At 74.7% G+C, this 21,258-nt stretch carries 22 protein-coding genes and 1 riboswitch; of the genes, 7 read left to right on the plus strand and 15 right to left on the minus strand.

Annotated elements, in window-relative coordinates:
• Positions 1 to 83 precede the first annotated feature (83 nt).
• The 12 genes from DPM19_RS28020 to DPM19_RS28075 all read right to left on the minus strand — a co-directional run bounded on the left by DPM19_RS28020 (position 84) and on the right by DPM19_RS28075 (position 14,420).
• On the minus strand, positions 84 to 1,739 hold the full coding sequence (locus DPM19_RS28020; RefSeq protein WP_111871056.1) for a GTPase family protein: 1,656 nt from the start codon (positions 1,737 to 1,739) through the stop codon (positions 84 to 86).
• The gene (locus DPM19_RS28025) at positions 1,736 to 3,394 is read right to left on the minus strand and encodes a GTPase family protein (RefSeq protein ID WP_233510824.1); all 1,659 of its coding nucleotides are present in this window, start codon (positions 3,392 to 3,394) and stop codon (positions 1,736 to 1,738) included. Before DPM19_RS28025 ends, DPM19_RS28020 begins: the two co-directional genes overlap by 4 nt.
• Before the next feature lie 173 nt (positions 3,395 to 3,567).
• The gene (gene cobA / locus DPM19_RS28030; RefSeq protein WP_233510826.1) at positions 3,568 to 4,806 is read right to left on the minus strand and encodes a uroporphyrinogen-III C-methyltransferase; all 1,239 of its coding nucleotides are present in this window, start codon (positions 4,804 to 4,806) and stop codon (positions 3,568 to 3,570) included.
• A 92-nt stretch (positions 4,807 to 4,898) separates the two neighbouring features.
• Positions 4,899 to 5,978, minus strand: a complete 1,080-nt coding sequence (cobT, locus tag DPM19_RS28035) for a nicotinate-nucleotide--dimethylbenzimidazole phosphoribosyltransferase (RefSeq protein WP_233510828.1) — start codon at positions 5,976 to 5,978, stop codon at positions 4,899 to 4,901.
• Positions 5,971 to 6,999, minus strand: a complete 1,029-nt coding sequence (gene cobC, locus DPM19_RS28040) for an Rv2231c family pyridoxal phosphate-dependent protein CobC (protein ID WP_111871060.1) — start codon at positions 6,997 to 6,999, stop codon at positions 5,971 to 5,973. The genes cobT and cobC overlap by 8 nt, the downstream gene beginning before the upstream one ends.
• A gap of 93 nt (positions 7,000 to 7,092) precedes the next feature.
• Positions 7,093 to 7,701, minus strand: a complete 609-nt coding sequence (locus DPM19_RS28045) for a precorrin-8X methylmutase (protein ID WP_111871061.1) — start codon at positions 7,699 to 7,701, stop codon at positions 7,093 to 7,095.
• A complete protein-coding gene (locus DPM19_RS28050) occupies positions 7,698 to 8,195 on the minus strand; it encodes a cobalamin biosynthesis protein (protein ID WP_233510829.1) in 498 nt (165 codons plus the stop codon). Before DPM19_RS28050 ends, DPM19_RS28045 begins: the two co-directional genes overlap by 4 nt.
• On the minus strand, positions 8,192 to 9,463 hold the full coding sequence (cbiE, locus tag DPM19_RS28055; protein ID WP_111871063.1) for a precorrin-6y C5,15-methyltransferase (decarboxylating) subunit CbiE: 1,272 nt from the start codon (positions 9,461 to 9,463) through the stop codon (positions 8,192 to 8,194). The genes DPM19_RS28050 and cbiE overlap by 4 nt, the downstream gene beginning before the upstream one ends.
• Positions 9,460 to 10,077, minus strand: a complete 618-nt coding sequence (locus DPM19_RS28060) for a cobalt-precorrin-5B (C(1))-methyltransferase (protein WP_111871064.1) — start codon at positions 10,075 to 10,077, stop codon at positions 9,460 to 9,462. The genes cbiE and DPM19_RS28060 overlap by 4 nt, the downstream gene beginning before the upstream one ends.
• 339 nt (positions 10,078 to 10,416) lie before the next feature.
• Positions 10,417 to 11,784 (minus strand): cobyrinate a,c-diamide synthase, encoded by a 1,368-nt coding sequence (locus DPM19_RS28065; protein WP_199485325.1) that lies wholly within the window; start codon positions 11,782 to 11,784, stop codon positions 10,417 to 10,419.
• 4 nt (positions 11,785 to 11,788) lie between these two features.
• Positions 11,789 to 12,391: a cob(I)yrinic acid a,c-diamide adenosyltransferase gene (gene cobO / locus DPM19_RS28070; protein WP_111871065.1), complete on the minus strand. Its 603-nt coding sequence runs from the start codon at positions 12,389 to 12,391 to the stop codon at positions 11,789 to 11,791.
• Between the two features lie 16 nt (positions 12,392 to 12,407).
• The gene (locus DPM19_RS28075) at positions 12,408 to 14,420 is read right to left on the minus strand and encodes a putative cobaltochelatase (RefSeq protein ID WP_111871066.1); all 2,013 of its coding nucleotides are present in this window, start codon (positions 14,418 to 14,420) and stop codon (positions 12,408 to 12,410) included.
• Between the two features lie 56 nt (positions 14,421 to 14,476).
• Positions 14,477 to 14,600: riboswitch (cobalamin riboswitch) on the minus strand.
• A gap of 72 nt (positions 14,601 to 14,672) precedes the next feature.
• On the opposite strand from DPM19_RS28075, the gene DPM19_RS28080 reads away from it, so the two are divergent.
• Positions 14,673 to 15,296: a TetR/AcrR family transcriptional regulator gene (locus DPM19_RS28080; RefSeq protein WP_111871067.1), complete on the plus strand. Its 624-nt coding sequence runs from the start codon at positions 14,673 to 14,675 to the stop codon at positions 15,294 to 15,296.
• A gap of 7 nt (positions 15,297 to 15,303) precedes the next feature.
• On the opposite strand, the gene DPM19_RS28085 is transcribed toward DPM19_RS28080, so the two are convergent.
• Positions 15,304 to 15,801, minus strand: a complete 498-nt coding sequence (locus DPM19_RS28085; protein WP_111871068.1) for an ATP-binding protein — start codon at positions 15,799 to 15,801, stop codon at positions 15,304 to 15,306.
• A 170-nt stretch (positions 15,802 to 15,971) separates the two neighbouring features.
• On the opposite strand from DPM19_RS28085, the gene DPM19_RS28090 reads away from it, so the two are divergent.
• From DPM19_RS28090 to DPM19_RS28110, 5 genes are all read left to right on the plus strand, one after another.
• Positions 15,972 to 16,808, plus strand: a complete 837-nt coding sequence (locus DPM19_RS28090) for a helix-turn-helix domain-containing protein (protein ID WP_111871069.1) — start codon at positions 15,972 to 15,974, stop codon at positions 16,806 to 16,808.
• A 6-nt stretch (positions 16,809 to 16,814) separates the two neighbouring features.
• On the plus strand, positions 16,815 to 17,012 hold the full coding sequence (locus tag DPM19_RS28095; RefSeq protein ID WP_111871070.1) for a DUF397 domain-containing protein: 198 nt from the start codon (positions 16,815 to 16,817) through the stop codon (positions 17,010 to 17,012).
• 99 nt (positions 17,013 to 17,111) lie between these two features.
• The gene (locus DPM19_RS28100; RefSeq protein ID WP_111871071.1) at positions 17,112 to 18,137 is read left to right on the plus strand and encodes an LLM class F420-dependent oxidoreductase; all 1,026 of its coding nucleotides are present in this window, start codon (positions 17,112 to 17,114) and stop codon (positions 18,135 to 18,137) included.
• Positions 18,138 to 18,218: 81 nt separating this feature from the next.
• On the plus strand, positions 18,219 to 18,614 hold the full coding sequence (locus DPM19_RS28105; RefSeq protein WP_146779016.1) for a hypothetical protein: 396 nt from the start codon (positions 18,219 to 18,221) through the stop codon (positions 18,612 to 18,614).
• Between the two features lie 74 nt (positions 18,615 to 18,688).
• Positions 18,689 to 19,378 carry a DUF4328 domain-containing protein gene (locus DPM19_RS28110; RefSeq protein WP_111871073.1) on the plus strand — a complete coding sequence of 230 codons (690 nt, stop codon included), beginning with the start codon at positions 18,689 to 18,691 and terminating at the stop codon, positions 19,376 to 19,378.
• 3 nt (positions 19,379 to 19,381) lie between these two features.
• Here DPM19_RS28110 and DPM19_RS28115 read toward each other — a convergent pair whose 3' ends face one another.
• Positions 19,382 to 19,660 carry a DUF6504 family protein gene (locus DPM19_RS28115; RefSeq protein ID WP_111871074.1) on the minus strand — a complete coding sequence of 93 codons (279 nt, stop codon included), beginning with the start codon at positions 19,658 to 19,660 and terminating at the stop codon, positions 19,382 to 19,384.
• 110 nt (positions 19,661 to 19,770) lie between these two features.
• Positions 19,771 to 20,043 carry a hypothetical protein gene (locus tag DPM19_RS28120; RefSeq protein ID WP_233510837.1) on the minus strand — a complete coding sequence of 91 codons (273 nt, stop codon included), beginning with the start codon at positions 20,041 to 20,043 and terminating at the stop codon, positions 19,771 to 19,773.
• Between the two features lie 244 nt (positions 20,044 to 20,287).
• Between DPM19_RS28120 and DPM19_RS28125 the strand changes: the two genes are divergently transcribed.
• Positions 20,288 to 21,250 carry a quinone oxidoreductase family protein gene (locus DPM19_RS28125; RefSeq protein WP_111871075.1) on the plus strand — a complete coding sequence of 321 codons (963 nt, stop codon included), beginning with the start codon at positions 20,288 to 20,290 and terminating at the stop codon, positions 21,248 to 21,250.
• Positions 21,251 to 21,258 lie beyond the last annotated feature (8 nt).

A 21,258-nucleotide genomic window follows, 5' to 3' on the forward strand; every position in this document is an offset into this window, starting at 1 on the left:
GCCCTTACGCACTCCACCGTGGCGCACCGCCCGCACCCCGGACCAGCCCGGCCGCCGGATGTGGATAACCCGGCGGGAGAGGTTCAGGCGGGACGGAACTCCTCGACCGCGGTGCGGAAGCTCGCGTAGTCGGCGAGTTCGGCGGCGATCGGGTCGAGCACCTTCTCCTGGGCGACGCCGCCGACGCGCTCGCGCATGTGCGCCTCCATCCGCTCGCCGTGCTTGGCCGACGACAGCGCGACCAGGTTCCGGCAGGCCGACGACGTCAGCGCGCCCATACCCAGGGTGCAGGCGACCAGGACCGTGACATACGGGATCAGGCCCGCGTCGTCGAACAGCCCCGAGCCCGAACCCGACCCGGCCACGCCGTACACCACCAGCAGCGTGATCCACACCAGCCCGAGCAGGGTGACCAGCACCAGGAAGTACTGCCAGGTCTTGACCAGCCACCACCAGTTCGGCACCTGGTTGAAGACCGGCAGCGCGTCCTTGAGGGAGCCGCCCAGCGCCTCGGGCAGCTCGCCGGCCCGCGACCGGCTCGCCGCCCGCACCGCGCGGGCCCAGACCGGCGGAAGCTCGGTGACGACGCCGTCGGTGATGCCCTGCAGCGCGTTGTCGACGTCGCCCTGCTGCGCGCCGACCGGCCCGGTGAACGCGCCGCGCAGTTCCTCGCGCAGCTCGGTGAGGCGCATCTTGCGCAGCGGGTCGCTGCGCAGCCGGTCGACCAGCTTGGCGACCGGCCAGCCGACGTAGTCGACGGCGCGCAGCTCGTAGGCGCTCTCCATCGCCTCGGCGACAGCGGGCGCGCCGGCCGCGTCGGTCAGTGCCTCGACCAGCCGGGCGGCCCGGCGCGGCTCGATCTGGGCGGGCGGCTCGGCCTCGCCCCGGAACTCGACGAACCGCTCGGCGATCCGGTCGATGTCGGCGATCAGCCGCCGGCTGCGGGCCCGCCGGGCGGCCACGGCGTCGACCAGCACCTCGCGGAAATCGGCCACGCCGTCCTCGGTCACCGTGCTGGTCGTCACGATGCGCGGGTCGGCCAGCCCTTCGGCCTCCAGCAGCCGGCGCAGGTCGGACACGCAGTCCTCGGCCTCACCCGGCTGCAACCGGTCGACCTGGTTGAGCACCACCAGCGTGACGTCGGCGTGCTGGGCGAACGGGACGATGTAGTTGCGGTGCAGCGCCGCATCGGCGTACTTCTGCGGGTCGACCACCCAGACCAGCAGGTCGGCGACGGTGACGAACCGGTCGACCTCGGCCCGGTGCACCGCCTGGATGGAGTCGTGGTCGGGCAGGTCGATCAGCACCAGGCCCTGCAGCGAGCTGTCGGACCGGTCGAGCGCGCTGGCCCGCGCGTACCGGTGGCGCTTGTCGACGGCGAGCCAGTCGAGCAGCGGGCCCGCGCCGTCCAGCCCCCAGACGCAGGCGTGCGCCTGGGAGGTCATCGGGCGGCGCACCCCGGTCGGCGACAGCTGCAGCCCGCAGATGGCGTTGAACAGCGAGGACTTGCCGCTGCCGGTACCGCCCGCCAGGGTGACGACGGTGTGGCCGCCGGACAGCCGGAGCCGCTCGCCGGCCCTGGTCAGCAACTCGCCGGCCTCGTCCAGCAGGGGCTCGTCGAGCCGGCCGGCGCCGAGCGTGACGAGCCGGTCGAGGCCGTCGAGCCGTTCGGTGAGCCCCGGCTCCGAGCGCCCGGACGCGGGCTCTTCGGCGATCTCGGGGGTGGTGGTCGTGGTCATCGCGCGACCTCGAGGTTGTACGTGGCCTGGTAGAGCTGGACCGCGGTGGATTCGTCGGCGATGCCGGCGGAGTCGAGGGCCTGCCCGAACCGGATCGCCTCCTCGTCGAACAACATGCCGATCCGGCTGCGCAGATCGGCTCGGGCCTTGGCGCTCATCCCGCGCAGCGACTCGGCCCCGAACAGCGCCTTGAGCAGCCGCTGGGACACCGCGCTGGTGCCGCCCTCGACGGTGACATCGGTGGTGCCGTAGCCGAGCAGCCCGACGATCAGGACGAGCGACAGCGCGTCCTCGTCGAAGGAGACGAGCTTGGCCACGGATCGCTTGGTGACGCCCTCGGTACGGATGAGTTCGAGGACGTGGTCCTGCCAGGCGCTGACCGCCCGGGTCACCCGGCGGGACAGCTCGGGCGAGACCAGGCCGAGCTCGGTGGCCGGCTCGGCGAGCATCTCACCCGCGGCCGGATTGGCCCGCCAGCGGGCGATCACCTGCTCGGCGGCGCTCTCGGCGCCGGAGAGGATCAGCGACTCCAGCGCGCTGCGCAGCGCGGCCTTGAGCGAGCGCACCCGGGCCGGGGTGCGCCGGCGCCGGCCGCCCTTGCGGGGCAGCCGGGGCCGCTGGACGTGCAGCGCCCGGACCAGGTCGCCGGTGCCGGCGAAGTCCTGCCAGCGGGCCAGCACCTCGCCGCGCAGCAGCGAGCCGTTGCGGGTGGCCTCGTCGAGTTCGGCGAGTGCGGTGGCGTAGCAGGCCTCCACCTCCTGGCGGAGCTCACCGCGCTTCTCCACCTGGAGCTCGACCTGCTTGGCCAGTTCGGGAACCCGGGTGCGGTAGCTGTCGAGCACCGCGCTGAGGGTGTCGCCGATGACCGTGGTGCGGCGGGAGCCGTCCTCGACCAGGTGCAGCAGCCACTCGCGGATCTCCTCGGCTGCCTCCTCGGGCAGCCGGCTGTTCTCGATGCGGGTCTCGGGGATGGTGAAGCGGCGGGCCTCTCCGACCCCGTGCTCCTCCAGCATCGCGGCGAAGTGCTCGACGACCTCGGACCCGGCGCCTTGCGGCACCCGGGAGAGCACGACCCCGATGGTGGCGCCGTGTTCCTTGGCGCGCTGGAGCATCTGCCACACCTGGGCGTCGGCGTAGCGCGCGGCGGTCGTGACGCACAGCCACAGGTCGGCGGCGGCCATCAGCTTGGTGGCGAACTCGTAGTGGTCCTCGAAGACCGAGTCGAAGTCGGGGCTGTCGAGCAGTGCCAGCCCCTCGGGCAGCGTGTCGCTGCCGATGATCACGAGCTGGTCGCCGGCGATGGCGTCGGGCGCGGGCCCGGGGACCCGGCCCATGCCCGGCAGTAGCGGGCCCTCCAGGTACCACTCGGTGTGGTCGGGGTGGCAGACCAGGATCGGGCTGCTGGTGGTCGGGCGGAGCACGCCGGTGGCGCTCACCCGGGAGCCGACCAGCGTGTTGACCAGGGTCGACTTGCCCGCACCGGTGGACCCGCCGAGCACCACCAGCAGCGGGGTGCCCTTCCCGCTGATGCGGGGCAGCACGTAGTCCTCGAGCTGGTTGCGCAGTTCCGACTGCGCCTCGCGAGCCTCCGCGACGCCCGGCACCTCCAGGACGAAGCTGAGGGAGTCGATCTGGTCGCGCAGCTCGGTCAGCACGCGCCCCAGATCCGGCCGCGCGTGCGGCGGCGGCGCGTTCTCATCGGCCCCCGAAGCGGACGTGTCGGCCTCCTTGGGTGACGAAGGAGCTGGCGAAGGGGCTGTCGAAGAGGCATCGCGCTCGGGGCCGGTTTCGGCTCCGGCGTCCACAGCGCTCTGATCTGCCGGGGATGTCACGGATCCCGTCCCATGTCGGCTCTTGTCATGTCGATCTGTCGCGCCACGTCCACCACATCGCCGATGACCACGATGGCCGGTGGCCGCACACCCGCAGCGACCATCTCATCCGCCACCGTGCCCAATGTGGCGGTAAGTGTCCGCTGATCCTGAAGCGTACCGTCCTGGATCACGGCGACAGGCGTGTCAGGCGACCGACCATAGCGCATCAGCGCGGTGGCGATCAGGCCCATCCGCTCGACCGCCATCAACAGCACCAGGGTGCCGGTGGAACGGCCCAGGCCGGCCCAGTCGACCGTCGATCCGGGGACGTCCGGGGCGAGGTGCGCGGACACCACGTGGAACTCCTGCGCGACGCCCCGGTGGGTGACCGGGATGCCCGCGGCGGACGGCACCGCCACGGCGCTGGTGATGCCCGGCACCACGGTCACCGGGATGCCGTGCCGGGCGCAGTGCAACACCTCTTCGGAGCCCCGGCCGAAGACGAACGGGTCACCGCCCTTGAGCCGGACCACGAAGCGGCCCTGGGAGGCGTGCTCGACCAGCAGGTCGTTGATGCGCTCCTGGGCCACGGTGCGGCCATAGGGGATCTTGGCGGCGTCGATCACCTCGACGTCCGGCGACAGCTCGTCGAGCAGCAGCCGGGGGGCCAGCCGGTCGGTGACGACCACATCCGCCTGGGCGAGCAACTGCCGGCCGCGCACGGTGATCAGCCCCGGGTCGCCGGGGCCGCCGCCGACCAGCGCCACCCCCACCGGCTTGGCCCGGGAGTGCCGGGCGGCCAGCGTGGCGTCGCGCAGGCCGTCGACCACGGCGTCGCGCAGGCCGGCGGCCCGCCGCGGGTCGCCACCGGCGAGCACCCCGACCGTGGTCTCGCCGACCCGGCCGGTGGCGGGCGTCCACGCCGCGGAGGCCTGCGCGTCGTCGGCCCGCACGCACCACACGCGCAGTTCCTCCGCCGCGGCGGCCACCTCGGCGTTGACCTTGGCCTTGTCGGTGCAGGCGTGCACCAGCCAGGCGCCCGCGCAGTCGCCGTCGGTGTACGGGCGGTCGTGCCAGACGATGCGCCCGGCCACGACCAGGTCCTCCAGCGAGGGGGTGATCTCAGGTGAGACGAGAACCACATCGGCCCCGGCCGCCACCAGGGCGGGCACGCGACGACCCGCGACCCGGCCGCCGCCGACGACGACGACGCGTCGCCCGTCGAGGCGCAGGCCGATCAGGTAGGGGGGCACGGTGTTCTCTCGATCAGGATGCGGTGTGGCGGGCATGAGCGTTCGCGGACCAAAGGTACTCGGGATCGGGTGGACATGGAGAGTGCTCGGCTTCAGTCGATAGCCGAGCGTGATTCTTTGTCGCTGACACCGGCGGAGTCGAACGTGGCGACCTCGTGCAGCACCCGGACCGAACTCTGTACCAGCGGCAGGGCGAGCAGGGCGCCGGTGCCCTCACCGAGCCGCAGCTCAAGATCGACCAGGGGACGAAGTCCCAGGTGTTCCACGGTAGCGGCGTGACCCGGCTCGACGGAACGGTGACCAGCGACACAGGCGGCCACCACGTCCGGGCAGAGCGCGGCGGCGGCCAGCGCGGCCGCTCCGGCGATCACCCCGTCGAGCAGCACGGGCACCCGGCGCGCCGCGGCGCCCAGGATGAACCCGGCCAGCGCCGCGTGCTCCAGCCCGCCGACCGCGGCCAGCACGTCCAGCGGGTCCCCGCCGGGCAGGCCGTGCCGGGCGAGGGCCGTGCGGACGACCTCGATCTTGCGGGCGTGCACGGTGTCGTCGATTCCGGTGCCGCGGCCGGTGACCCGCTCGGCGGGCAGCCCGGTGAAGGCGGCGATCAGCGCGGCCGAGGCGGTGGTGTTGGCGATCCCCATGTCCCCGGTGATCAGGCAGCGGTGGCCGGCGTCGGCCAGTCCCCCGGCCACCTCGATGCCCGCGGCGACGGCCCGCCGGACCTGTTCGGCGGTCATCGCCGGGCCCTGGGAGAGGTCGGCGGTGCCGCGGGCCACCTTGCGGTCCAGCAGGCCGGGCGCGGCGGGGAGGTCGGCGGCCACGCCCACGTCCACCACGACGACCTCGGCGCCGACCTGCCTGGCGAAGGCGTTCGCCACCGCTCCCCCGACCGCGAAGTTGGCCACCATCTGCGCGGTGACCTCTTGTGGCCACGGGCTCACCCCCTGGGCGTGCACGCCGTGGTCGGCGGCGAAGATCGCCACCGCGGCGGGGGCGGGCAGCGGGGGTGGGCACGTCCCGGCCAGCCCGGCCAGCCGCACCGACACGTCCTCCAGCGCGCCCAGCGCGCCCCGCGGCTTGGTCAGCCGGTCCTGGTGGGCGCGGGCGTCGCGCATCGCGGCCTCGTCGGGCCGGGGGACGGCGGCGACGGTACGTTCGATCAGGTCACTCATGGGGTCCGAGCTCATCCAGTGCCTCCAGTAGCGCGTCGTTCATGGCCTTGTCGCGGACCGCGATCCGCAACCAGCCGGGTCCCAGTCCGGGGAAGGTGTCGCCGCGCCGCACGGCGTATCCGCGCTCGCGCAGGGCCCCGCGCAGCCCGATGCCGTCGGCGGCGCGCACACACAGGAAGGAGGCCCGCGCCCCGGGCACCACGTGCAGGCCGCGGTCGGCCAGCGCGGCGGCCAGCCGGGCGCGCTCGGGGGCCAGTTCCCGGGCCCACGCCTCCGCCTCGGCCACCGCGGCGGGGTCGCTGCACGCCTCCATCGCCACCAGGGCGGGGGTGGACACCGCCCAGAGCGGCTGGGCCTCGGCCAGCGCCGCGACGAGGTCCGGCCCGGCCAGGACGTAGCCCGCCCGCAGCCCGGCCAGGCCCCAGGTCTTGGTGAGGCTGCGCAGCACCACCAGCCCGGGACGCCGGTCGGCGGCCAGGCTCTCGGGCTCGCCCGGCACGCAGTCCATGAACGCCTCGTCGACCACGACCGTGCGGCCTGGCCGGCACAGCGCGGTGATCGTCTCCGCCGGGTGCAGCACCGAGGTGGGGTTGGTCGGGTTGCCGACCATCACCAGGTCGGCGGCGTCGGGCACCAGCGCCGGGTCGAGCGTGAAGTCGCCGCCGAGCACCGTGCGACCGACCGGGTGCCCGGCCGAGCGCAGCGCGGCCTCCGGTTCGGTGAACTGGGGGTGGACAACCACGGCATGGCGCGGTTCGAGCACCCGGGCGAGCAGCACGAACGCCTCCGCCGCGCCCGCGGTGAGCAGGACCTCCTCGGGTGGGCGGGCGTGCCGCCGGGCCACCGCCGCCCGCGCGGCGGTCTGGTCGGGGTAGCCGGCGAGGTCGGCGACGGACGCGCGCAGCCGGTCGGCCAGCCACGGCGGCGGGGTACCGGTCCGCACGTTCACCGCGAAGTCGGCCAGCCCTCCGCCCACCTCGGCATCGCCGTGGTGCCGCAGGTCGTGCTCAGTGCCCGACATGCCCGTACCCCTTCCGGAACGGCCGGGCGACCTCGTGCACCTCGGTGTCCGGGCCGGTAAAACCGCGGCCGGCCCGCGGCGGCGAATCGGTCCTCATATGCTCCCCCTTCGGCGGCCGAAGTCGTAGTAGAGCAGGGCGTTGACGGCGGCCGCCGCGACGGTGGAGCCGCCCTTTTCCGACACGTTGCTGAGCTGGGGCAGGCCGCTGGCCCGCAGCGCGGCCTTGGACTCGACCGCGCCCACGAAGCCGACCGGCAGCCCGATCACCAGGGCGGGCCGGACGTCCCGGCGGATCAGTTCCTCCAGCGCGGTCGGCGCGCAGCCCACCACCCAGACCGCGCCCGGCCCCACCTCGGCGTACGCCAGGCGCACCCCGGCGGCGGACCGGGTGATGCCGGCGGCCCTGGCCAGCCGGGCCGCGGCGGGAACGTCGACCTGGCAGATCGCGTCCCGGGCGGTGATGCCGGCGGCGACCATCACGACATCGGTGACGATGGGCACGCCGGCGTGCAGCGCGGCCAGCCCCCGCTCCAGATGGGCCTCGTCGGTGACGAGGTCCACCGCGTAGTCCAGGTCGGCGGTGGCGTGGATCACCCGCTCGGCGACCGCCCGCCACAGCGGCGGCATCGGAGACAGGTCCACCCGCTGCCGCAGTATCTGGTACGAGCGCACCTCGATCGGGTGCGGGCGGCGAGCGGTCATGAGAGCTCCTCGATGGCGTCGGCCGGGCAGATCTCTGTACGTTCGGCGAGCCGGGCGACGGCGACGGTGGCGTTCGCCGACGCGCGCTTGGGCACGACCAGTTCGGCGGACCGGCCGAGCGACCGCGCCACGTGCAGCGCCGCCGCCTCCGCCACGCTCGGCGTGCCGGTCTCCGCTCGCACCGTCTCCGCCGGATTGGGCACCCGGACCCCGGCCAGCACCGCCGCGGGCCGGGTCTCCACCGGCAGCCCGCGCGCCCGGGCCACGGCCAGGATGCCCTCCTCGGCGGCCTTGCGGTCGATCGTGGCCAGGCACCGCACGGACGCGGCGGCCAGCCCGGCGCCGGCCAGCGCCGCGTCGATCAGCGCGCCGACCTCGGCCGCCGTGACCCCGCGCACCGCCCCGACCCCGACCACCAGGGACGGTGGCCGGCGGACCGGCCCGCCGCGCCCGCCCCGGGGCGCCTCGCCCGCTCTGGCACCGCGGGCGGTCACGCGTTCTCCTCGGGCAGCTCGGCGATGGCGGCGGGACGGGACGGGGCCGGCGGGGGCACCGGGGGACGCTCCGGCCCGGGCCGCACCCCCCAGACGACGAAGACCGGATCCATCGCGGCCAGGCGGTGCACGTCACCGGGGAGCGGGGACAGCCGGGCCGCCTGGAGCTGGACCGCGCCGGCGGTGAAGCCCGCCGCGCGCAGCGCCTCCAGGGCGGGGCGGACGCGTTCGACCGGGGCGAGCTCGACGACCACCGCCCGCAGCGCCCGGGCGGCGCAGGCCTCGACCACCTCGATCCCGCCGGCGCCGACGAAGACCGCGTCCGGGTCGGGCAGGTGGTCGAGCACCGCCGGGGCGATGCCCCGCGACACCGCGACCTTCACGCCGTGCGCCCTGACGTTGCGGCGGATCCGCTCGCACGACTCCTCGTCCCGCTCGACCGCGATGGCGGCGGCCCCGAACCGGGCGCACTCGATCGCGACCGAGCCGCTGCCCGCGCCCACGTCCCAGACCAGGTCGCCGAGCCGGGGGCCCAGCCGGGCCAGCGCGAACGCCCGCACCTCGGCCCTGGTGACCACCGGGTGGCGATGCTCGAAGGCGTCCTCGGGCAGCGCCCAGCCGGCCGGGCCCGGCCGGGCCCCGGCGAGCCAGCCCCGCCCGGCGGGCGGGGCGGTGGAGTCGAGCACGAGCACCACGTCGGGGTCGCGCCAGGGCCGGGTGGTGGCCTCGGCCGGGCGGCAGTGGACGACCCGCTCGGCAGGGCCGCCCAGGTCCTCGCAGACCACGAACGCGCGGGGGTGCTGAGGGAACAGCGCCCGGGCCAGCTCGGCGGGGCCCGCGCCAAGTGCGGTCAGCACCGCCACCTTGGGGTGCGCGCGGCAGGCGTTGACCGCCCGGCGCAGCTCCCCGCCGTGTGCCGACACCACCAGCGCGTCGTCCCAGGGCAGCCCGGCCCGGGCGAACCCCGCGGCCACCGCGGAGACCGCCGGGATCACCTCGGGTCGGTGGCCGCGCGCACGCAGTGCCCGGACGATGCCGAAGAACCCGGGGTCGCCGCCGGCCAGCACCACCGTGTTGCCCTCCCGGGCGGCGGCGTCGATCTCCTCCAGCGCCGCGTCCACATCGCCCGGCACGACGGTGCGGGCGGACCCGGGGGGCGGCAGCGCGGCGAGGTGCCGGGCCCCGCCCACCACCAGATCGGCCGCGGCCAGCCGCTCCAGCGCCACCTCCGGGGGCGGCCCGCCGTCATACCCCACCACGGTGATCATCGTGCCAGCCGCCCGTACATGCCGACCATGCGCCCGCCGGTGAAGTCGACCAGCACGACCTGGACGGCCAGGGGCCCGCCCGGCGCGGCGGCGAGGGCGGGGTCGGCCGCGGTCTCCCCGGCGGCGAAGCGCTCCAGCACGCCCGCGGCCCGGCGGCACAGCTCCCGGCCGCACGGACCGAGCAGCCCGGCCGCCTCCCACAGCTCGTAGGCGTGCCGGACGGTGCCGGCGGCACCGACCTCGGCGGCCAGTTCCGGGGAGCCACCCATCTCGGCGGTGATCTCGCCCAGCGGTTCGGTGGAGACCAACGCCCCGGCGGCGAGTCCGGTCAGGTCGTCGGCCGTCCCCACGAAGATCACCTGGGGTATTCCGTGCTCGACCGCCCGCCGCAGCGCCGCCCCGGTGGAGTCGCCCACCGCCACGAAGCACACCTCGGGCAGCTTGGGCAGCATCTTCCTGGCGCCCTTCCCGGTGGGCCCGCCGGTGTACAGCACCAGGGTCCGTTCGCCCTGTGCGGCCGACGCCGAGACGGCCTGCTCGACGCCGCCGGGCCGGCGGGACTCGGGGGGTTCCGCGGTCCGGCCGGTACGCGGCTGCTCGGGTTCCTCGCTCATGTCCGCCTCTTTCGGGGATTCGTGGGCGATGAGCCTCCCGGAGTCACCGGCGGGGCGTGCGGTCGGCGCGCCGCAAACCGCGGAACTGCCCGGGCGGCAGGGGCGCGAGCGGGTGCCGGCAGCCGTGGAAGCGCCCGGGTGGCGAAGGCGCGAGCGGGTGCCGCCGGCGGCCGGCGCCAAGGCGTGCTTCCCCGGCAGTGCTCCTCGCCGGTGTCGCCCGGGAACGCACTCGAGGGCCGGCACGTCGGGCCGGGAGCACTGGTAGGCGACCACACAGGGAGTGTCCTGCGGATGGCCACTCTCCACCAGCCCGTCCCGGAACCGCCCCGGCCGGCGAGCTCACCGACGCGGGCCCTGGGCGAGCGACGCCGCGGCGGCCGCGACCAGGCGGCCGGGGACGGACGGGGCGCCGGCCCAGTGCAGGTGCAGATACGACGCCAGGAACGACGCCGAGGCGAAACCCTCCGGGCCGGCCGGCGTCCACTGCCAGGCCGGTACGGTGCCGTGGCCGGGCTCGACCGCGGTGCGGTGGAACTCGTGGCCGTGCACCCGCTCGCCCGCGCGGGCCGCCACCGAGTCGGCGACCGCCACGGCCGCCCGGTACCCCAGCGACAGTCGCGGCGTCATCGCCGCCGTGGCGTCGATCACCCCGCACATGGGGGCGCCGTCGAGTTCCCGGGCCAGGTAGAGCAGCCCGGCGCACTCGGCGTACACCGGCAGCCCGCGCCGCGCGGCGGCGGCGACCTCGGCGCGCAGCGGCGCGTTGGCCGACAGCCCCGCCGCGTACATCTCCGGGAACCCGCCGCCGATCACCAGCCCCGCGGTGCCCTCGGGCAGCGACTCGTCGCGCAGCGGGTCGAACCGCACCACCTCGGCCCCGGCCGCGGCCAGCAGCTCCTCGTTCTCGGCGTACCCGAAGGTGAACGCGGCCCCGCCGGCCACCGCCACCACCGGCCGGCCGGGGACCGGCTCGGCGGTGAGCGCCCCGGCCGGGCTCCAGGGGACGGCCGGGCGGGGCTCCGCGGTGCGGGCCAGGGCGAGCAGCGCGTCCAGGTCGCAGCCCGCGGCGACCAGCTCGCCCAGCCGGGCGACCGCCGCCACCGCGTCGGCGCGGCGCTCGGCGGCCGGGATCAGACCCAGGTGCCGGGAGGGGGTGTCCACGCCCGTGTCCCGCCGCAGCGCCCCGAGCACCGGCACGGACAGCTCCTCCACCGCGGTGCGGCAGATCTCCTCGTGCCGGTCGGAGCCGATCCGGTTGAGGATCACCCCGCCGATGCGGACGTCCCCGAACGTGCGGAAGCCGTGCACGGTGGCGGCCACCGACCGGCCCGCCGCGGCGGCGTCGACGACCAGCACCACGGGGGCGCCCAGCAGCCGGGCGACGTGCGCGGTGGAGGCGAAATCGTCCAGGCCGGCCCCGTCGTACAGCCCCATCACCCCCTCGATCACGGCGACGTCGGCGCCCGCCGCGCCGTGCGCCAGCAGCGGCGCGAGCAGGTCGGTCGAGGTCAGGAACGGGTCGAGGTTGCGGCCGGGCCGGCCGGTGGCCAGCGCGTGGTACCCGGGGTCGATGTAGTCGGGCCCCACCTTGTGCGGGGACACGGCCAGGCCACGGGCGGCCAGCGCGGCCATCAGCCCGGTGGCGACGGTCGTCTTGCCCGCGCCGGAGGCCGGGGCGGCGACGACCAGCCGGGGCACCCTCACCATCCGGTCACCATTCGATGCCCTTCTGGCCCTTCTGCCCCTGATCCATCGGGTGCCGGACCTTGGTCATCTCGGTGACGAGGTCGGCGAACTCCAGCAGTTCCGGGGCGGCGTCCCGGCCGGTGATCACCACGTGCTGCGCGCCGGGCCGGTCGCGCAGCACCTCGATCACCTCGGCGACGTCGATCCAGCCCCACTTCATCGGGTAGGTGAACTCGTCCAGCACGTAGAACCGGTAGGTCTGCGCGGCCAGGTCGCGCTTGATCTGCGCCCAGCCCTCGCGGGCGTCCTCGGCATGGTCCTCGGCGGTGCCGGGGCGCTGGATCCACGACCAGCCCTCGCCCATCTTGTGCCAGGCCACCGGGCCGCCCGCGCCGGACTCCCCCAGCACCCGGAGCGCCTGCTCCTCGCCGATCCGCCACTTGGCGGACTTGACGAACTGGAACACCCCGACCGGCCAGCCCTGGTTCCAGGCGCGCAGCGCCATCCCGAACGCGGCGGTGGACTTGCCCTTGCCGGGCCCGGTGTGCACGACCACCAGCGGCCGGTTGCGGCGCTGGCGCGTGGTCAACCCGTCCTCCGGAACGTACTCCGGCTTCCCCTGCGGCATCAGCGGATCCTCTCCCTCACGCGACCCGCCGCTCGCGGGCCAGGCCCGCGAGCGCGTCGGCCGCCAGTTCCTCCAGGCGCAGCGACTCGCCGCCCAGCCGCTCCGCCAGCCGGGCCGCCAGGCCCAGCCGGACCGGGCCGGACTCGCAGTCGACCACCACGCTCGCGATCCCGGCCAGCGCCCCGGCGGCGAGCAGCGGGTCGGGGCCGTGGGTGGCCCGGCCGTCGGTGACCACGACCAGCAGCGGGCGGCGGGCCGGGTCGCGCAGCCGCTCGACGCGCAGCACCTCGGCGGCCCGCAGCAGCCCCGCGGTCAGCGGGGTCCGGCCGCCGGTGGGCAGTTCGCGCAGCCGGCGGGCACCGGCCTCCACCGAGGACGTCGGTGGCAGCGCCAGTTCGGCGGACGTCCCCCGGAAAGTGATCAGCCCGATCTTGTCGCGCCGCTGGTAGGCGTCCAGCAGCAGGCTCAGCACCGCGCCCTTCACCGCCTGCATCCGGCGCCGGGCGGCCATCGAGCCGCTGGCGTCGACCAGGAACAGCACCAGGTTCCCCTCGCGCCCGTCGCGGACCGGCTCGCGCAGGTCGCCGGGCGCGATCACCAGCCCGGGGCCGCCGCGCCCCCGGGTCCGCTGGTGCGGGGCCGCGGCGCGCAGGGTGGCGGCGAGGTGGATCCCCCGGGCGCCGGGGCGGGCGCCGGCGACCCGCCCGTGCGCGGTGCGCGCCCGGGAGCGGCGGCCGGGTGCCCCGCTGCCCAGCCCCGGGACGGTGAACAGCCGGGGCCGGTACGTCGCGTCGGCGGGCGCCACCGCCTCCTGCTCGCCGGCGGGCGCTTCGCTCCGGGCCGGGGCGTCCTCCCCGGCGCCGGGCGGGGGCTCCGCCGGGGCGGGCACGGTCACGCCCTCGCCGGGATCCTCGGGGGCGGGACCGCCGGAACCCGGGCCGTCGGGGCCGGAGCCGCCGGAGTCGGGGCCGCCGGAGCCCGGGTCGTCCGGGGGTTCGGGGTCGGTGTGCTCGGCCAGCACGTCGTCGAGTTTCCGCTCGTCGAGGCCGGGGGCGTCGAAGGGGTCGCGGCGGCGGCGGTGCGGCAGCGCCAGCCGGACCGCCGTGCGCACGTCCTCGGCGGTCACCTCGGTCCGGCCGTACCAGGCGGCCAGCGCGATCGCCGCCCGCGCGGTGACCAGGTCGGCGCGCAGCCCGTCCACCTCGAACGCGGCGCAGACGGCGGTGATCTGCCGCAGCGCGGCGTCGGTCAGCGCCACCTCGGACAGCCGGTCGCGGGCGGCGGCGATCCGGCCGGCCAGTTCCGCCTCGGCGGGGGCCCACCGCGCGGCGAAGCCGGCGGGGTCGGCGTCGAAGCGCAGCCGGCGGCGGACCACCTCGGCGCGCTCGGCGGGGTCGCGGGTGGCCGCGACCTCGACGGTCAGCCCGAACCGGTCCAGCAGTTGCGGGCGCAGCTCGCCTTCCTCGGGGTTCATGGTGCCGACCAGCAGGAACCGGGCCGCGTGCCGGACCGAGACCCCCTCGCGCTCCACGTACGAACGGCCCATCGCGGCGGCGTCCAGCAGCAGGTCGACCAGGTGGTCGTGCAGCAGGTTGACCTCGTCCACGTACAGCGCCCCGCGGTGCGCGGCGGCGAGCAGGCCCGGTTCGAAGGCCCGGACGCCCTCGGTCAGCGCCCGTTCGATGTCGAGGGAACCGGTGAGCCGGTCCTCGGAGGCGCCGACCGGCAGCTCGACCAGCCGGGCGGGCCGGACGTCCGTCCCGGCGCCGTGCGGCCCGTCGGGGCAGCCGGGGTCGGGGTCGGCGGGGTCGCAGGCGAACCGGCAGCCCGGCACGACCTCGACCGGCGGCAGCAGCCGGGCCAGCGCGCGCACCACGGTCGACTTGGCGGTGCCCTTCTCGCCCCGGACGAGGACGCCGCCCACCCCGGGGGAGACGGCGTTGATCAGCAGGGCGAGCTTGAGGTCGTCCATCCCCACGACGGCGGAGAAGGGGTAGCCCTCCCCCGCTCCGGATGCGCTCGGCGGCATGCCTCAAGATCCTTTCCTCGGGTGTCCACGCCCGTGGCGGCCAGGTCCGACGGCCGGAGTCTCCTGGCTCCCAGATCGCTGCCCTGCCCCGGCCTTCCGGCGGCTCCGCCGTGGCTCGTGATGGGGCAGGGCTCCCTGGTCACAGTTGCGGGACAGCCCCGGATTCGCACCGGATTCCTCCGCGTCCGTCGCCCGCCAAGAATGGCATACCGCCCGGCAGCGCCCAACCCGTGGTCGCACTAAGCTGGGAAAATGGTGCAAGCACGGCCTCGGTACCGCCGGCTCGCCCGGGACGAGCGCCGGGGGCAGATCCTCGCGGTCGCCCGGCGGATGTTCACCGAGCTGCCCTATGCCAAGGTCTCCACGACGGCGATCGCGGCCGAGGCGGGCGTCCGCCGCGGCCTGATCCACTACTACTTCGGCGCCAAGCGCGAGCTGTTCCTGGAGGTCGTCCGGCGGCTCACCGAGGACGTGACGAACATCGCGGCCCGCGCCGCGCCGCCCGCCGGGGAGCGCCCGCTGCCGGAACTGGTGGACCTCTGCGTGGACCTGTTCCTGGACGCGGCCGAGTCCAACGCCACGACCTGGTTCGCCGCCCTGGACGCCGAGGGCTTCGGCCAGGACCCCGAACTGCGGCGGATCGTCGACCGCACCCATGACCGCACCGTCGAGCAGATGCTCGTGGTGCTGCGGCCGCCCGGGCCGACCGACGTCCTGCGGGCGGTGCTGCGCGTCTACTCCGGCCTGGCCGAGGCCGCCACCCGCGAGTGGCTCCAGCAGGGAACGCTCCAACGCGACCAGGTGCACACGCTGCTCGCCCGGTCGCTGCTGACCATGATCCAGGACATCGCGCCGGCGCTCGAACGCCGGGGCTGAGCGCCGTTCAGAAGCCGGCGGCGCGCTCGGCGCGGTCGCCCAGCCGCTCGGCGACCGCGGGCGGCACCGGGACCGCGAACCAGACGAGCTTGCCCGGCCGGCCACACCGCCGGGAGCGCGCCGGCCGCCTGCCCCAGCGCCCCTCCGCCAGGGTGGCGACGACGTCGAGCCCCCGGCCGTGGTCGCCCGAGGTCCACGAGTAGCCGGGCAGGACGCACTCGGTGTGGCCGTCGAAGACACCGCACAGCAGTTCGCCGTCGCCGCCGGTCAGCCAGAGCTCGGGCGGCCCGTACCCGGCGGCGTGCCGGTGGGCGTTGGTGGCCAGTTCGCTCGCCATGAGCTGGACGTCGGCCACCGTCTCAGGCGGTAAGCCCAGCTCGCGGAGCGTCTCGGCCACCTGCGCCCGGGCCACCCGGGCGCAGGTGGCGTCGGTGGGGAGGACCCGGACGAGGCCGTCCGGGTCCGTGCGTCTGTGCGGGTCGCTGATCTCTGATGGCGCTACCACGGGGTCCCTCCACGGTCACCTACTACCCGCATGATCACTCTGCGTCCCCGAGCGAGTACGAGACAGCCTGGCGCGAGAATTGCGCTCCTGCAACTCTCTTGGCCAGATTGGCCTGACCGGAGTCGCCGTTCTCGTTGTGCGGTGGTGATCGGCGCAAGCAGACTGTGCCCATGACCTACCGGCCCACCGTACGAGGCCGCCGGCTGGCGCGAGAGTTGCGCAGGCTGCGCGAGGAGAAGAGCCTGACCCTGCAGGACGTCGCCGACCGGCTCGGCTGGTCCCGCGCGACGGTGTCCCGGCTGGAGACCGGGCAGACCCGTCCCCGCCACGGCGACGTGGCCGACATGCTCGACCTGTACGGCGTGCCCAGCCCCGAGCGGGACGCCCTGATCGCGCTGGCCCGCCAGGCCGGGCAGCGCGGCTGGTGGACCGCCTACGTCGACGTGTTCACCGGCAGCTACGTCGCGCTGGAGGACGAGGCGTCCGAGATCCGCACCTGGGACGCCCTGCTGATCCACGGCCTGCTGCAGACCGAGGATTACTCCCGGGCGGTGATCGGCACCGGCCGGATGCTGCCCACCACGGCCGACGTCGATCGCCGGATCGCCGCGCGCAAGGCCCGCCAGGCGCTGCTCGACCGGACCAACGCCCCGCATCTGCACGTGGTGCTCGACGAGGCGGTGCTGCGGCGCCCGATCGGCGGGCCCGCCGTGATGGGCGCCCAGTTGCGGGCGCTGAACAAGGCCGCCCGGCGGCCCCGGGTCACGATCCAGGTACTGCCGTACGAGGCGGGCGCTCATGCCGGACTCGACGGTAGGTTCACGATTTTGTCGTATCCGGACCCCGCCGACCCCGATATCGCCTACGTAGAGGGCACTATGGGCGACGTTTACCTCGAAAGTGCGTCGGAAACAGGGCAACATAGGGAGCGGTTCGACCGCATCGCCGGTTCGGCCCTGTCCCCCGCAGATTCCATCCGCCTCATCTCCGAGGCGGCCGAGGAGTAACTCGTAGTGATCGATCTACCACGCGAAATAGCCGGCGCCGCCTGGCGCAAGTCCTCCCGTAGCGGCAGCGGTGACCAGTGCGTCGAGGTCGCCGCCCTCCCCTCCGGACCGCGCGCGGTCCGCGACTCCAAGGACCCGCACGGCGCGGTCCTGCTGTTCACGGGCGCCGAGTGGCGCGCGTTCGTCGGCTCCCTCAGGGGCTGAAGCCTGCCGGCCGGGCCCGGACCTCCGGGCCCGGCCCTCCCCAAAAACTAGAACTCGTTCTACTATTGCCCCCATCGACCGACCCGAGGGGGCGCGGCCATGACGGCCACCGAAGAGCTGAAGCTGGGCATCAACGTCGGCTACTGGCAGCGAGACCCCGACGACCAGACCGAGACCGTGCTGGCCGCCGAGCGGCTGGGGTACGACTCGGTCTTCACCGCCGAGGCCTATGGCTCCGACGCCTTCACCACGCTGACCTGGTACGCCGCCCGCACCTCGACCATCAAGCTGGGCACCGCCGTGGTGCAGATCTCGGCCCGCACCCCGGTCGCCACCGCGATGCACGCGCTCACCCTGGACGCGCTGTCGGGCGGGCGGGTGATCCTCGGGCTGGGCGTCTCCGGCCCGCAGGTGGTGGAAGGCTGGTACGGCGTGCCGTTCCCGCAGCCACTCGCCCGTACCCGCGAGTACCTCGACATCGTCCGCCAGGTGTGGCGGCGCGAGGCTCCGGTGACCTCCCCCGGGCCGCACTACCCGCTGCCGTACCCGGGCGGCACCGGGCTGGGCAAGCCACTGCGCTCGATCGCGCATCCCGTCCGCCCGGACATCCCCGTCTACCTGGGGGCCGAGGGGCCGAAGAACATCGCCATGACCGCGGAACTCGCGGCCGGCTGGCTGCCGCTCTTCGTCGATCCGGAGCAGATCGAGCCGCTGTTCGGCGCGTCTCTGGCCGGCCGGCCTGAGGGCTTCGAGATCGCCGCCACGGTGACGACGATCGTCACCGACGACCTGGCCGGCGCGCTGGAGCTCGCGAAGATCCCGCTGGCGTTCTACATCGGCGGGATGGGCGCCAAGGACCGCAACTTCCACCTCGACCTGATCGGACGGCTCGGGTACGCCGAGGAGGCCGCCCGGGTGCAGGAACTGTTCCTGTCCGGACGGCGGAACGAGGCGATCAAGGCCGTGCCCGACGAGCTGGCCGACTCGATCTCGCTGCTCGGCCCGATCGAGCGGATCAAGGAGCGGGTCGCGCTCTGGCGCGACAGCCCGGTCACCACCCTGCTGATCGCCGGTGTCCGCGACGAGCCCACGCTGCGCGCCATCCGCGACGCCGTCCACGGCTGAGCCGCCTGCCCGGGACGGAATACCCCGCCGAGATTGGGAAGATGGTGGCGGTAGGGACACCGATGCCGCGATCTCGGGGAGATGGTTGATGTTCGGCCCGATCGCCGCCCGCCGGGCGGCCGGGTGAGCGCGCTGTCGCCGGCCCTCGTCCCGACCACGCTGTGGCTCTGCGCGGTGGCCGGCTGGGTGGTGGTCGCGGCCGGGTTGTGGCGCTGGCCTGCCGGAACGCGGCGCAAGGCCGCGCTGACCGTGCATGCCCTGACCCCGCCCGGGCTGGTGCTGTTCTGCGCGTCGCTGGGCCAGGGCCTGCTGTACGGCATCGCCACGGCCACCGCCGGCTGGTGGGCGCTGGCCGCGCTGACCCGGTTGCGCCCCGCCCGGCTGCTCGACCCGGCGGGCGGCGCGGGCGGGCTGCTCGCCGCCTGGCTCGGCGTTACCGTCACAATGACGTACGCGACGCTCCGGCTACTGTTCTGACCTGCACGTCCATGGCATCGCCAAAGAGTACGTAGTATCCGGTGATACGGACGGTAAAGTCCCGGAGGTCGGCCATGCCTTGTACGCTCTGCGGCGACATCATCCCCACCCAGGTCACCCGCTGTCCCGCGTGTGGCGCGTGGGCCAGACGGCGCGATTTCCGCGCCGTCGGTGTGGCCGTCTTCATGATGCTCGGGTTCAACGCCTTCGTCTCGCTGGGCACCGCGATCGGCATGCTGCGGCTGGTCCGGCCGCTCGACCACATCACCCGGGACACCTTCGACCCGGTGGTGGCCGGCCGGGTGCTGGCCCCCTACGGCGAGGTCTTCACGATCTCCGGCGCGCTCGCCGCCGTCACCGGGGTGCTCTACCTGGCCTGGCTGTGGCGGGCGCACGCACATGCGTCGGGACCCCGCCGGCACCGCCGGAGCTGGGTGGTCGCCGGCTGGTTCTGCCCGATCGCCAACCTGTGGGTGCCGCCCCGGCTGGTCCACGACGTGTGGGTCAGCAGCGGACGGCTGCGCACGGCCGATCGGCACGCGGCCGGCATGGTTGTGGCGGCCTGGTGGCTGACCCTGCTGGCCGCGATCTTCCTGACCCGGCTGTTCCCCTCGGTCGGGTTCGACAGCCTCGCCTCGGCCCGCTTCAGCGTGCAGATCGGGATCGCCGCCGCCGCGATGCAGGCGCTGGCCGCCGCGCTCTGCATGGCGACCGTCTTCCACATCACCCGCCTGCAGATCGAGCACCCCACCGTCATCCGGTGAGGCTCAGTCCCACACCCGGGAGAGCAGCCAACTGCGGGTGGCCGCGTCGAAACGCAGCTCGCAGATCATGATCGAGTCACCGGCGGACGCCTCGACCCGCCAGAACTCCCGCTCGCCATGGTCGTCGGCGTCGGGATCGCGCCGCCGCCACCAGTCGCGAGTGGCCACCCAGTGCTCCAGCACCCGCCGCACCGGATGGAGCTGCTCCCGCCAGATGAACCTGGTCGGCCGGCCGGTCTCGTCCACCCACACGTTCACGGGGTCGCCGAAAACACGGCTCATCCAGTGCCCGCCCCCCTTCACGGCCCAGCCGTCGGGGGAAGACAGACGGCCTGTTCGAACAGACGTTCGCACGGCAGTCTAGGCACCCCCGCGGCCGGGAGGCAAGACGATCAGGCGAGCAGGCGGGCTATCTGGTCGGCGGCGTAGGAGGGGTCACGGGCATCACCCATGCCGCCCCCGGGCCACAGGTAGCACCAGCCGTCACCGACCAGGCTGGCCAGCACCATCGCCTGCCGCCGGGTGTGCGGATTGACCACCCTGAGCACCGACTCCTCGGCCCCGGCGAGCCGCCAGCGCAGCCCGCGTACCTCAACCTCACGGGCCAGGGCCGCCAAGTGATAGCGCCGGGCTTCAGCCAGTTCGTCGGACCCGAGCACCGCCACGATGGATCAGCCGCCTTCGAAGGGGTGGAGACGTCGCCGCGCGTGGCCTGCGGTGTCCGTACGGCAACATTCGGTATTCAGGATGACTCCCGGGAGGGGTTCGCACAAGCTGTTCGACCAGGTCGGTCACCCCGAATTCTGACACCTTCGGCGGCTCCGCGCCCGCTCTGTCAGCGCAATCGGTGGGAGAAAGCCGCGACCTGAGAAGCTGGATCTGATCAACTCGACGGAGAGGTGGAACCCGATGCGCGCGATCGTGGTGGAACGGACCGGCGGACCCGAGGTGCTCGCCCCGGCCGACCGCGCAGATCCCGTCCCCGGACCAGGGGAAGTGGTGATCGACGTCGCCGCCGCGGGCGTCAACTTCATCGACATCTACCACCGCAGCGGGCACTACAAGATGCCGCTCCCGTTCACCCCCGGCATCGAGGCTGCGGGCACCGTGACCGCGGTCGGCCCCGACGTCACCGGCCTGTCCGCCGGGGACCTGGTCGCCTCCTCCGACGTGCGGGGGGCGTACGCCGAGCGGGCGGTGATCGACGCGGACCGGGCCGTGCCGGTACCGGCGGCGCTGTCGGCCGAGGACGCCGCCGCCGCGATGCTCCAGGGAATGACCGCCCACTACCTGACGCACTCCACCTACGCCGTGCAGCCCGGGGACACGGTGCTCGTCCACGCCGCGGCGGGCGGGATGGGGCTGCTGCTCACCCAGTACGTCAAGCTCCTGGGCGGCCGGGTAATCGGCACGGTCTCCACCCCGGACAAGGAGCGGCTCGCCCGGGAGGCCGGGGCCGACGAGATCGTGGGGTACGCGGGGTGCGCCGCCGCCGTCCGCGAGCTGACCGGCGGCGAGGGCGTCCCGGTCGTCTACGACGGGGTCGGCAAGGCCACCTTCGAGGACAGCCTGGCCGCGCTGCGCCGACGCGGCACGCTGGCGCTGTACGGGGCCGCCAGCGGCCCGGTACCGCCCTTCGACCCGGCCAGGCTCGCCCCGAGCGGTTCGCTCTTCCTGACCCGCCCGACCCTGGTGCACCACATCGCCACCCGCGAGGAGCTGACCACCCGGGCCACCGACGTGCTGACCCGGATCGCCCGCGGCGAACTGCGGCTGCACATCGGCCGGCGCTACCGGCTCGCCGACGCCCGCACCGCCCACGAGGACCTGGCCGGCCGCCGCACCACCGGCAAACTCCTCCTGCTCCCCTGACCCTCCGC

The sequence above is a fragment of the Actinomadura craniellae genome, assembly GCF_003289645.1.
Taxonomy (GTDB): Bacteria; Actinomycetota; Actinomycetes; order Streptosporangiales; family Streptosporangiaceae; genus Actinomadura_D; species Actinomadura_D craniellae.

Bases quoted from the DNA above. Each gene is read 5' to 3' on its own strand.
- DPM19_RS28065 (WP_199485325.1), bottom strand. From the start codon at position 11,784: ATGGTGAGGGTGCCCCGGCTGGTCGTCGCCGCCCCGGCCTCCGGCGCG.
- DPM19_RS28060 (WP_111871064.1), bottom strand. From the start codon at position 10,077: ATGAGCGAGGAACCCGAGCAGCCGCGTACCGGCCGGACCGCGGAACCC.
- DPM19_RS28105 (WP_146779016.1), top strand. From the start codon at position 18,219: ATGGTTGATGTTCGGCCCGATCGCCGCCCGCCGGGCGGCCGGGTGAGC.
- cobO (WP_111871065.1), bottom strand. From the start codon at position 12,391: ATGCCGCAGGGGAAGCCGGAGTACGTTCCGGAGGACGGGTTGACCACG.
- DPM19_RS28110 (WP_111871073.1), top strand. From the start codon at position 18,689: ATGCCTTGTACGCTCTGCGGCGACATCATCCCCACCCAGGTCACCCGC.
- DPM19_RS28080 (WP_111871067.1), top strand. From the start codon at position 14,673: ATGGTGCAAGCACGGCCTCGGTACCGCCGGCTCGCCCGGGACGAGCGC.
- DPM19_RS28020 (WP_111871056.1), bottom strand. From the start codon at position 1,739: ATGACCACGACCACCACCCCCGAGATCGCCGAAGAGCCCGCGTCCGGG.
- DPM19_RS28045 (WP_111871061.1), bottom strand. From the start codon at position 7,701: ATGACCGCTCGCCGCCCGCACCCGATCGAGGTGCGCTCGTACCAGATA.
- DPM19_RS28090 (WP_111871069.1), top strand. From the start codon at position 15,972: ATGACCTACCGGCCCACCGTACGAGGCCGCCGGCTGGCGCGAGAGTTG.
- DPM19_RS28125 (WP_111871075.1), top strand. From the start codon at position 20,288: ATGCGCGCGATCGTGGTGGAACGGACCGGCGGACCCGAGGTGCTCGCC.
- cobT (WP_233510828.1), bottom strand. From the start codon at position 5,978: ATGAGTGACCTGATCGAACGTACCGTCGCCGCCGTCCCCCGGCCCGAC.
- cbiE (WP_111871063.1), bottom strand. From the start codon at position 9,463: ATGATCACCGTGGTGGGGTATGACGGCGGGCCGCCCCCGGAGGTGGCG.
- DPM19_RS28075 (WP_111871066.1), bottom strand. From the start codon at position 14,420: ATGCCGCCGAGCGCATCCGGAGCGGGGGAGGGCTACCCCTTCTCCGCC.
- DPM19_RS28100 (WP_111871071.1), top strand. From the start codon at position 17,112: ATGACGGCCACCGAAGAGCTGAAGCTGGGCATCAACGTCGGCTACTGG.
- cobC (WP_111871060.1), bottom strand. From the start codon at position 6,999: ATGTCGGGCACTGAGCACGACCTGCGGCACCACGGCGATGCCGAGGTG.
- DPM19_RS28115 (WP_111871074.1), bottom strand. From the start codon at position 19,660: ATGAGCCGTGTTTTCGGCGACCCCGTGAACGTGTGGGTGGACGAGACC.